The organism is Arthrobacter sp. 'calajunan' (assembly GCF_046940185.1).
In the GTDB taxonomy this organism is placed as follows: domain Bacteria; phylum Actinomycetota; class Actinomycetes; order Actinomycetales; family Micrococcaceae; genus Glutamicibacter; species Glutamicibacter soli.
Genome location: NZ_JBKZDY010000006.1, coordinates 241,043 through 250,315 on the forward strand (window position 1 = coordinate 241,043; position 9,273 = coordinate 250,315).

The window sequence follows — 9,273 nt, forward strand, 5'->3', positions numbered from 1 at the left end:
TGATGCAGACGCCCGAAACCGTGATCTTCGCGGACACCATTCACAGCCTGGACGGTGAAAAGCAGTACACCGCCATAGGTATCACCGCGGGAGTAGTGACGCACCTCGGCTCCCGCTCCGAGGCAACGGAGTGGTCAGGACCGGATACCAAGGTGATCGACCACGGGACGGCAACCATCACTCCCGGCCTCGTCGATGCGCACATTCATCCGATATTCGGCCAGTCGGTCGCCCGCGGGGTATTCCTGGGCGATGCCAAGGACCTGGACGACGCGCGCAGGATCTTCGCCCGCCATGCCGAGTCACAGCCTGCAGATGCACCGGTGCTCGGCTACGGACTGAACGTAGCGGTCTTCGGCGAAGCCGAACCCCACGGCGGGCTGCTCGACGAGGCAGCTCCCGGCCGGGCCAGCTACGTCACCTGCTTTGATGCACACTCGGCGCTGGCTTCGCAGCCCATGCTGGCAGCAGCCGGCATCACCGGCACGGAGACGTTTGACGACGCCTCCAGCATCGTGGTGGATTCCGAGGGCCGGCCTACGGGTTTCATCCGCGAATTCTCCGCCATGGCCCTGGTGGAAGAGGCCCTGCCGCCGCTGACCATCGAGGGCAAGGTCGACGGACTGGAACGCCTGTTGCGCGGCATGGCCGCCAGCGGCCTGACCGGTGGTGAAATGCTGGATTTGGCGGATCCCGACTCGCTGGAGATCCTGCGCAGGCTCGAAGAACGCACGGAACTGCCGATCAAATTGCGAGTCGCTCCCTGGATCATGGCCAGCGACGCTCCCGAACAACTGCGGCATCTGATCGAGCTGCAAGGACAGCACGGCAGGCGCTGGCAGGTGCGGGGCGTGAAGCTGATGATCGACGGCACCGTCGACAACGGCACCGCTTGGCTTTACGAACCGGACACCGAGGGCGAGTCCACGGAGTCCCTGTACCTTGAGCCCCAGCGGTACGTCGACAACCTGCGGACGCTGGCCGCAGCCGGCATCACCACCACGACCCACGCCATCGGCGACCAAGGCATCGGGTTCGTCATCAAGGCCATCAGCGAGCTGCCTGGGAACGGGGTCCTGCACCGGATCGAGCACCTGGAGGAAATGAACGACGAAGACTTCACCGCGCTCAAGTCCAGCGGCGCCACGGTGAGCATGCAGCCGACCCACTGCACCCACTTCGTGCGCGCCGACGGCTCCGACGCCTGGTCCCGCCGGCTGGGCGGCCACCGCGCGTCGTTCGCCTTCCGCCTGCGCGATGTGCAGGACGCAGGCATGGTCCTGGCCCTGGGGTCCGACTGGCCCATCGCGCCGTACGATCCGCGCCTGATCCTGGCCGACGCCCAGACCCGCCGGCGTACCGAGGTGCCGGGCAGCGATTCGGCCCAGCCCCGCCACAAGCTCAGCGCACGCGAGGCCCTGGAGGGGTACACCGTGAACGTGCACGCCAGCACCGGTGCTGTTGGCGGGCGGATCGTGCTCGGCGCGCCTGCGGACCTGACAGTTTTCGCGGAAGATCCGCTCTCGCTGGCTCCCGAGCAGCTGTGCACGGTCGACGTGCTGGGAACGTACCTCGACGGGCAGCCGGTCAACGCCGGCGACCCGCTGCTGACCGCCTGAGCAACGGCAGGCAGGCAGCCTGCCGGCGAGCGCGCATCGCGGAGGCGTGATGGCCTAGTCTGGGCAGATGACCCGCCTTCGCCTGACGCATCCTTCGGAGCTGCTGTTCGCGCTCTTGACCCGCGGAACCGTTGCCGGTGTTGCCGTCGCTGTGTTGTGCATCGTGATTCTTGAGTTGCGTGAGTATACCGTCATCACATTCCTGTATGGCGTACCCTTCGGTGCGCTGTACGGACTGCTGGTTGCCGGTGGGGTCTACGCCGTGCTCGCCTTCGGGCATCGGCGCAGGCCCGGGGGCGTCATGCAGCGGCTGGTTCCGACAGCCGCCGCAACTGCGGCGGTCCTCTGCATTCCTGCGGGTCTGATGACGACCGGGCTCGCCGGCTGGGAAGGCGCAGGGTACCTGCTGCCGGCCGCGGCGCTCGTCGCCTTGGGCTCAGCGGTCGCCGCTTGGTGCATGCAACGGGCGATACGCGCTACCGGGCAAAAGCTGAACGCCGGTCGCCCGGACCCGATTCCTCCTCGACCGGCCCGAGGCTAAATGGTTCCGGACCCTTCGAGCACCTCGATGGAATAGTCCACCGCAGCCTTTGCCCGGCCGGTAAGCCCCGGGGCGGGCCGCGTGCCTACCGGGCGCGCGAAGCCCGCCAGGCGCTGTCCACCATGTCCTGCAGGCTGTGGCGCATTCTCCAGCCCAGGTCCCGGGCGGCCAGCGTGCCGTCGGCCACGATGCGCGCGGGGTCCCCAGGGCGCCGCGGCTCGAGCAGCGGGGTGAATCCGATGCCGGTGACCGCTGCGACCGCATCCATGATCTGGCGCACCGAGGCCCCGTCGCCGGAACCCAGGTTGTACACCGGCTCCAGCCCGGATCCGGCCGCCAGCTGCTTCGCCGCCTCGACATGCGCCAGGGCCAGGTCCGCGACGTGCACGTAGTCCCGCACGCAGGTGCCGTCCTCGGTGTCGTAGTCGGTGCCGAAGATCTTCGGGGCCTGGCCCGAGTTCAGCGCGCGGAATACCAGCGGAAACAGGTTATGCGGGCTCGTATCGAACAGCTCCTCGCTGCCCGAGCCGACCACGTTGAAGTAGCGCAGCGAGGTGTGCTTCAGTCCGGCGGCCACCGCCTGGTCGCGGATCAGCCACTCGCCGATCAACTTGCTCTGCCCGTACGGGGACTGGGGGAAGGTGCCGGTCTGCTCAGTGACCAGCGCTTCGCCCGGGGTTCCGTAGACGGCGGCCGAAGAGGAGAACACCATGCGGTCCACGCCAGCCCGTTCCATGGCGGCCAGCAGCCGTGCGGTGCCGGTGGCGTTCTGCTCGAAGGCCAGCAGCGGATGCGACACCGACTCCCCCGCGTACTTGTAGCCGGCCAGATGGATCACGCCGGCCACCTGGTGCTCGACCAGGAGCGCGGTGAGCGTGTCCTCGTCGAGGATGCTCGCCTGGATGAAGGGCACGTGGTCCGGGACGAATTCGCGCAGCCCGCTGGACAGCGAGTCCACCACCACCGGGGCCAGCCCCGCGGCATCCAGCGCGCGGACCACGTGGGATCCGATATATCCGGCGCCGCCGGTCACCAGCCAGCTCATGCCCTGCCCGCCCCCTCGTCGGCGCTGACGGTGAAGATCGACGGCCGCTGGAAGCCGGCCCGGCTGAACGCCCGGTACACCGCCTCGCTGGTTTCCTGGATTTTCCCCCGGTCGATCAGCGCGATGGCGCTGCCGCCGAATCCCCCTCCGGTCATGCGCGCCCCGACGGCGCCCGCGGAACGCGCCGCCTGGACCGCGACGTCGAGCTCGGGCGCGGAAATCTCGTAGTCGTCCCGCATGGATTCGTGGGATTCGTAGAGCAGCCGGCCCACCTCCTGCAGATCCGAGTCCCGCAGCGCGGCCACGGCATCCAGCACCCGGCGGTTTTCGGTGACGATATGCCGGGCCCGGCGCTTGACCAACGGATCCAGCCCTTCCAGCTCCGGCACCGAGCTGATCTCGCGCAGCGAGGCGACCCCCAGGGCGGCGGCTGCCTGCTCGCAGCTGGCGCGGCGGGCCGCATAGCCCCCGTCGATGTGCGAGTGCTCCACCCGGGTGTCGATGACCAGCACCACCGCATTCCAGTGCTCCAGCGGCAGCGGCACCGCGGTGGATTCAAGGCTGCGGCAGTCGAGGAACAGCGCGTGCTCCGCATGGGACATCAGCGAGGCGCTCTGGTCCATGATGCCGGTCGGGGCGCCGACGAACTCGTTCTCCGCGCGCTGGGTCAGCCGGGCCATGCCGGTCTTCTCCAGCTGCAGCCCAAGCAGGTCGTTGAGCGCCACGATGGTCCCGACCTCCAGCGCATGGGAGGATGACAGCCCTGAGCCCACCGGAACGTCCGAGTCGACCAGCAAGTCGAACCCGGTCAGCTCGACGTTTTCCTGCTGCCCCAGCACCCAGGCCACGGAGGCCGGGTACGCGGCCCACCCCGGCACGGCCCCGGGGGCGAGGTCTTCGAGCCGCACGCTGGTCACCTGCTCGCCGCCGAAGGTGGAGGCGAACTGCAGCAGCTGCGGATCCGCGCCCTGCGGATCGCGGCGCCGCACTGCCACCAGGGCGTTTTTGTCGATGGCGAAGGGCAGCACGAAACCCAGGTTGTAGTCGGTGTGCTCGCCGATCAGGTTCACGCGCCCCGGCGCGCGCCACACGCCCTCCGGTTCCTGGCCGTAGATTTTCGCGAAGCCGGCGCGCAGGGCCTGGATGCGCACAGCGGTCCGGCGGGAGTTGCTGGCGCTCACTATCCCACCTCGCGAAGCCGTGCGGCGGTCTGCTCTGCAGGTACGTCGTTGATGAACGCACCCATGGCCGCTTCGGAGCCGGCCAGGTACTTGAGCTTGTCAGCCGCGCGCCGCGGGCTGGTCAGCTGCAGGTGAAGCCGCGACGCCTCGCGGGCGCCGTCGACCAGCGGGGCCTGGTGCCAGGCGGCGATATAGGGGGTCGGAGTCTGGTACAGCGCGTCGAAGCGCCGCAGCAGGCCGCGGTACATGAGCGCCAGCTCGTCCTTTTCTTCCTCGGACAGCGCCGCGAGATCCGCGACGTGGCGGTGCGGCACCAGGTGCGCTTCCAGCGGCCAGCGGGCCGCGTAGGGCACGAAAACCGAGAAGTGCTCGCCCTGCTCGACCATCCGTGAACCGTTTTTTTGTTCAAAATCCAGGATGTCGCCCATCAGGGTGCGGCCGGTTTGCGCCAGGTGCGCCTGCGCCTGCTGCGCCATCTTGTGAGCGGTCGGGGTGAGGTACGGGTAGGCGTAGATCTGGCCGTGCGGGTGGTGCAGCGTCACCCCGATGTCCTGCCCGCGGTTCTCGAAGACGAAGACCTGCTTGATTCCTTCCATGGCCGTCAGCTGCGCGGTGCGCTGCGCCCAGGCTTCCACCACGGTGCGGGCGCGCCGCTCGTCCAGCGAGCCGAAGGATCCTTCGTGGTCCGGGGTGAACACCACGACCTCGCAGCGCCCGACCGCGGCTTCGGGCACGGCGGCGGAGGCTTCCGGCGGGATCTGCCCCAGCAGCGGCCCGAGCGACGGGAAGCGGTTTTCGAACACGACGACGTCGAACTGCTCGGCCGGGATTTCGCTCAGCCTTCCGCCGGTGCTCGGGCACAGCGGGCATTCTTCCTTCGGCGGCAGGTAGGTCCGTGACTGCCGGTGCGCCGCGACGGCCACCCAGTCCCCGGTCAGCCGGTCGTAGCGCAGCTGGCCCGGTTCGCCGCGCGGATCCAGCGGGCGCAGGTCGTGCACCTGGCGGGGCGGCAGGTTTCCGGCATCGGCGAAGAAGATCGCCTCGCGGCCGTCGGCCAGGTGGTGGACGCGGTGGTGGTGTTCGTGAGGTGCGGTGCCCTGCGGCATGGCGTGTTCTCCCATTGACGGTGCACGGTGTGGTGGCGGTTCTCAGCGCGGCTGGACCGGGCCGATGAGCCAGGATGCTTGGTGGCTGGCCCCGGGTTCCAGCGCGATGAGGTGCTGGTGGCTGTTGAAGGCGTCAGGAGGGCAGGTCATCGGTTCCAGCGCCAGTCCCGTACGGTCCAGTTCCGGCTCCGGGCGGTCGGCGGTATGCACCTGGACCCACCGGCAGGCCTCGTCCCAGGTGATCTGGGCGCCGACCCCCTGGGCGTCGGTGACGCTGGCGTGGAAGAGGCCGGAGGAATCCGCCTGCAGGCGGGTATAGGCGTGGTCGATGAAGGTCTGCCCCAGCGCCCGCGGCGCGCGGAAATCCAGCGCCCCGTGATCGAATTGCTCCACCGGCACCAGCCGCCCGGGCAGCAGCCGCTCGCCGCGGGTTTCCTGCACGGCGGCGGCGGGCAGCGTAAGGACCCAGTCCTCCGGCCGGCCGGGGGCGAGCAGGTAGCTGTGCGACCCCCAGCCCAGCGGCGCGGTGTCCCGGCCGATGTTGGCGGCGGTCACCAGCGTGCGCAGCCCGTCCTGATCCAGCCGGAATTCGACGGCCAGCTCCAGCGCGAAGGGGTATCCCTCCTGCGCCGGGAGAAGCGCCGCAAGCCGCAGGGACGAGGCGTCCTCGGCGGTGACGGTGAAATCGGTATTCGCCGCCAGCCCGTGCAGCGCATGCCCGCGCGCCGGCTCGGTCAGCGCCAGCTGGTGTTCGCGGCCCTGCCAGCCGTAGCGCCCATCGACCACCCGGTTGGGCCAGGGGGCCAGCAGCGCCCCGGAGTAGACCGGGCGCGCCCTATCCGTGTCGAAGGGGCGCACCAAGGGCCTGCCCCGGAATTCCAGGCCGGCCAAGGCGGCGCCCACGCTGGCGATGCGCGCGGTGAACCCGTGGGCTTCCAGCGTGGCGATTTTTCCGTTCGCGGTGGTGCGCATGGCGTCCGGGCTCAACTGCCCTGGCCCACGCGGCGCTTGTTGTAGATGTCGAAGGCGACTGCCAGCAGCAGCACGATGCCCTTGACGATCTGCTGGGCGGAGGCGCCCACGCCCATCAGCTGCATGCCGTTGGAGAGCACCGCCATGACCAGGCCGCCGACGATCGCGCCGGTCACGCGGCCCACGCCGCCGGTGGTCGAGGCGCCGCCGATGAAGCAGGCGGCGATCGCGTCGAGCTCGAACATGTTGCCGGCGCCCGGCTGGGCGCCGTTGGAGCGCGAGGAGAACACCACGCCGGCCACGCCGGCGAGCATGCCCATGTTGATGAAGATCCAGAAGTTGATCTTCTTGATGTTCACGCCGGAGAGCTTCGCCGCGGACAGGTTGCCGCCGATCGCGTAGACATGGCGTCCGAACACGGTCTTGGTGGTCAGCACGTGGTACGCGATGATGAGCACGCCCAGGATGATCAGCACGATCGGCATGCCGCGGCTGGTGGCGATCTGCCAGAAGAACCACAGGATGATCGCCGCGGAGAGCAGGTTCTTGCCCAGGAACATCGCCATCGACTCGACCTGCTGGCCGTACTTCACGCGCCCCTGACGGGTGCGCCAGGCCGAGACGACCAGGCCGGCCACCGCGATCACGCCGATGACCAGGGTGAAGGTGTCGAAGCCGTAGCCGCCGAGCAGGCCGTTGAGGAAGCCGCCGGCGATCTTCTGGTATCCGGCGGGGAACGGCGAGAGCGAGATGTTGTTCAGCACCTCGTAGGTCAGGCCGCGGAAGAGCAGCATGCCGGCAAGGGTCACGATGAAGGACGGGATCCCCACGATCGCCACCCAGAAACCCTGCCACACCCCGCACAGCGCGCCGGTGAGGATGCCGGCGAGCATGCCGACCCACCAGGGCATTCCGCCCTTGATGACCAGCACCGCCGACACCGCGCCGGTCAGCGCGACCAGCGATCCCACCGACAGGTCGATGTGCCCGCCGACGATCACGATGATCATGCCCAGCGCGAGCACCAGCACGTAGGAGTACTGCAGGACGATGTTGGTGATGTTCGTCGGGCTGAGCAGCAGCCCGTTGGTCAGCACGGTGAACAGCAGCACGATCAGCACGAAGGCGATGTAGATGCCCGAGGTGCGCAGGTTCTTGGTGAAGATGTCTTTCAGCTCGGATGAGATCGTCATCGGGCGCTCTCCCTCTCAATGGTCATGAGCTCCATGAGGCGTTCCTGGGTGGCTTCGGCTCGTGGCAGCTGGCCGGTCATCCGGCCGTAGGCGAGTGTGTAGATGCGGTCGCAGATGCCCAGCAGTTCCGGCAGCTCGGAGGAGATGACCAGCACCGCCTTGCCGGCGGCCGCGAGTTCGTTGATGATCGTGTAGATCTCGTATTTGGCCCCGACGTCGATGCCGCGGGTGGGCTCGTCCAGGATCAGCAGCTCCGGCGCGGTGTGCAGCCATTTGCCCAGCACGACTTTCTGCTGGTTGCCGCCGGAAAGGTTCCCGGTCTTGGCCATGACGTTCGGGGTCTTGATCCGCATGGACTTGCGGTAGTGCTCGGCGATCTGGATTTCCTTGTTGCCGTCCACGAATCCGTTGGAGGAGATCTTTGCCAGTCCTGCCGCGGTGGTGTTCACGCGGATGTCCTCGATGAGGTTCAGGCCGAACTTCTTGCGGTCCTCCGAGACATAGGCGATGCCTGCCTTGATGGCCTTCCCGACGGTGGAGGTGTCCACCTTCCGGCCGTCCATGTGGACCTCGCCGGTGATGGCGCGGCCGTAGCTGTGCCCGAAGACGCTCATCGCCAGTTCGGTGCGCCCGGCCCCCATCAGCCCGGCGATGCCGACGATTTCCCCGGCGCGCACCTGGAGCGAGGCGTTGTCCACGACCTTCCGGTCCTGCTGGGTCGGGTGGTACACCGACCAGTTCTTGACTTCGAAAACGACCTCCCCGATCTGCGGGGTTCGGTCCGGGTAGCGGGCGGAGAGCTCGCGGCCGACCATGCCGCGGATGATGCGGTTCTGGGTGGAGGCCGGGTCCGACATGTCCAGGGCTTCCACCGACTGGCCGTCGCGGATGATGGTGGTGGTGTTCGCGATGTCTTCGATCTCCCCGAGCTTGTGGGAAATGATGATCGAGGTGATTCCCTGCTCGCGTAGCCCGCGCAGCAGCTGCAGCAGGTGGGCGGAGTCCTCGTCGTTCAGGGCCGCGGTGGGCTCGTCGAGGATCAGCAGTTTCACGTTCTTGCTCAGCGCCTTGGCGATTTCAACGAGCTGCTGCTTGCCTACGCCCAGCTGGCCGACCGGGGTGACCGGCAGTTCGTCCAGTCCCACGCGGGCCAGCAGCTTGGCGGCGCGCTGGTTGGTTTCGTTCCAGTCGATGAAGCCGCCGCGCTGGGTTTCGTTGCCCAGGAAGATGTTCTCCGCCACGGACAGGTAGGGCACCAGGGCCAGCTCCTGGTGGATGATGACGATGCCCTGCGCTTCGGAATCCTTGATGTTCGACGCTTTCAGCTCCTGGCCCTCGAACAGGATCCGTCCCTCGTAGCTGCCGTGCGGGTAGACCCCGGAGAGCACTTTCATGAGGGTGGATTTCCCGGCGCCGTTTTCACCGCAGATGGCGTGGATTTCTCCCTGCTGCACGGTGAGGTTGACGCCGTCCAGCGCCTTGACGCCGGGGAAGGTCTTGGTGATGTCCTGCATCTGCAGGATAGTGGTGTCCATGGGTACCCAGGTCCTTGCTGTGATCTTTGGTCGATGCGTCGGGTTGGCGGGCCGTGCCGGCCCTGTCTCTTATAAACATAT

Annotated in this window: 8 protein-coding genes; 2 read left to right on the plus strand and 6 right to left on the minus strand. The window is 67.9% G+C overall.

The features are described 5' to 3' along the window. Positions 1 to 2: 2 nt before the first annotated feature. Together RF641_RS11835 and RF641_RS11840 are read left to right on the plus strand one after the other, a co-directional pair. Positions 3 to 1,619 carry an amidohydrolase gene (locus RF641_RS11835; protein ID WP_113607328.1) on the plus strand — a complete coding sequence of 539 codons (1,617 nt, stop codon included), beginning with the start codon at positions 3 to 5 and terminating at the stop codon, positions 1,617 to 1,619. A 67-nt stretch (positions 1,620 to 1,686) separates the two neighbouring features. Beyond that, positions 1,687 to 2,160, plus strand: coding sequence for a hypothetical protein (locus RF641_RS11840; protein WP_047120497.1), 474 nt, complete (start codon positions 1,687 to 1,689; stop codon positions 2,158 to 2,160). 85 nt (positions 2,161 to 2,245) lie between these two features. Here RF641_RS11840 and galE read toward each other — a convergent pair whose 3' ends face one another. The 6 genes from galE to mmsA are packed head-to-tail and all read right to left on the minus strand — an operon-like array spanning position 2,246 to position 9,192. After that, the gene (gene galE, locus RF641_RS11845) at positions 2,246 to 3,205 is read right to left on the minus strand and encodes a UDP-glucose 4-epimerase GalE (RefSeq protein ID WP_047120498.1); all 960 of its coding nucleotides are present in this window, start codon (positions 3,203 to 3,205) and stop codon (positions 2,246 to 2,248) included. Continuing rightward, positions 3,202 to 4,386: a galactokinase gene (galK, locus tag RF641_RS11850; RefSeq protein ID WP_047120499.1), complete on the minus strand. Its 1,185-nt coding sequence runs from the start codon at positions 4,384 to 4,386 to the stop codon at positions 3,202 to 3,204. Before galK ends, galE begins: the two co-directional genes overlap by 4 nt. Further along, entirely contained in the window at positions 4,386 to 5,492 is a 1,107-nt protein-coding gene (gene galT, locus RF641_RS11855; RefSeq protein WP_047120500.1) for a galactose-1-phosphate uridylyltransferase, read from the minus strand. Before galT ends, galK begins: the two co-directional genes overlap by 1 nt. 42 nt (positions 5,493 to 5,534) lie before the next feature. Further along, positions 5,535 to 6,464: an aldose 1-epimerase family protein gene (locus tag RF641_RS11860; RefSeq protein ID WP_047120501.1), complete on the minus strand. Its 930-nt coding sequence runs from the start codon at positions 6,462 to 6,464 to the stop codon at positions 5,535 to 5,537. An 11-nt stretch (positions 6,465 to 6,475) separates the two neighbouring features. Then, a complete protein-coding gene (gene mmsB, locus RF641_RS11865) occupies positions 6,476 to 7,657 on the minus strand; it encodes a multiple monosaccharide ABC transporter permease (RefSeq protein ID WP_047120502.1) in 1,182 nt (393 codons plus the stop codon). After that, positions 7,654 to 9,192 (minus strand): multiple monosaccharide ABC transporter ATP-binding protein, encoded by a 1,539-nt coding sequence (gene mmsA / locus RF641_RS11870; protein WP_047120503.1) that lies wholly within the window; start codon positions 9,190 to 9,192, stop codon positions 7,654 to 7,656. The genes mmsB and mmsA overlap by 4 nt, the downstream gene beginning before the upstream one ends. Positions 9,193 to 9,273 lie beyond the last annotated feature (81 nt).